We start from the raw sequence: 235 nt of genomic DNA, 5'->3' as shown, positions 1-235 counted from the left end.
ACGCGGCCCACGGTCACCCTCACGACGGTCATCCCTACGACCGCCAAAGCCACCACGCTCGCCGCGGTCGCCGTAACCGCCACCACGCCGGTCGTCACGCCGGTCGTCACGGCGGTCATCACGCCGGTCGTCACGGCGGTCGTCACGGCGGAAGCCTCCGCGGTCGCCTCCGCGGTCGCCGCCGCGGTCGCCGTAGCCACCACCGCGGTTGTCGTCGCGGTCGCGCCGGCCGTAG

Annotated in this window: 1 protein-coding gene; it reads left to right on the top strand. The window is 74.9% G+C overall.

Annotated elements, in window-relative coordinates; genetic code table 11:
- Nucleotides 1-235: hypothetical protein (locus tag IO33_RS51625; RefSeq protein ID WP_031174570.1), on the top strand; the 235-nt coding region annotated here is incomplete at both ends.

The sequence above is a fragment of the Streptomyces durhamensis genome, assembly GCF_000725475.1.
GTDB classification, from domain to species: Bacteria; Actinomycetota; Actinomycetes; order Streptomycetales; family Streptomycetaceae; genus Streptomyces; species Streptomyces filipinensis.
This window is presented reverse-complemented; position numbering and strand designations above follow the sequence as displayed.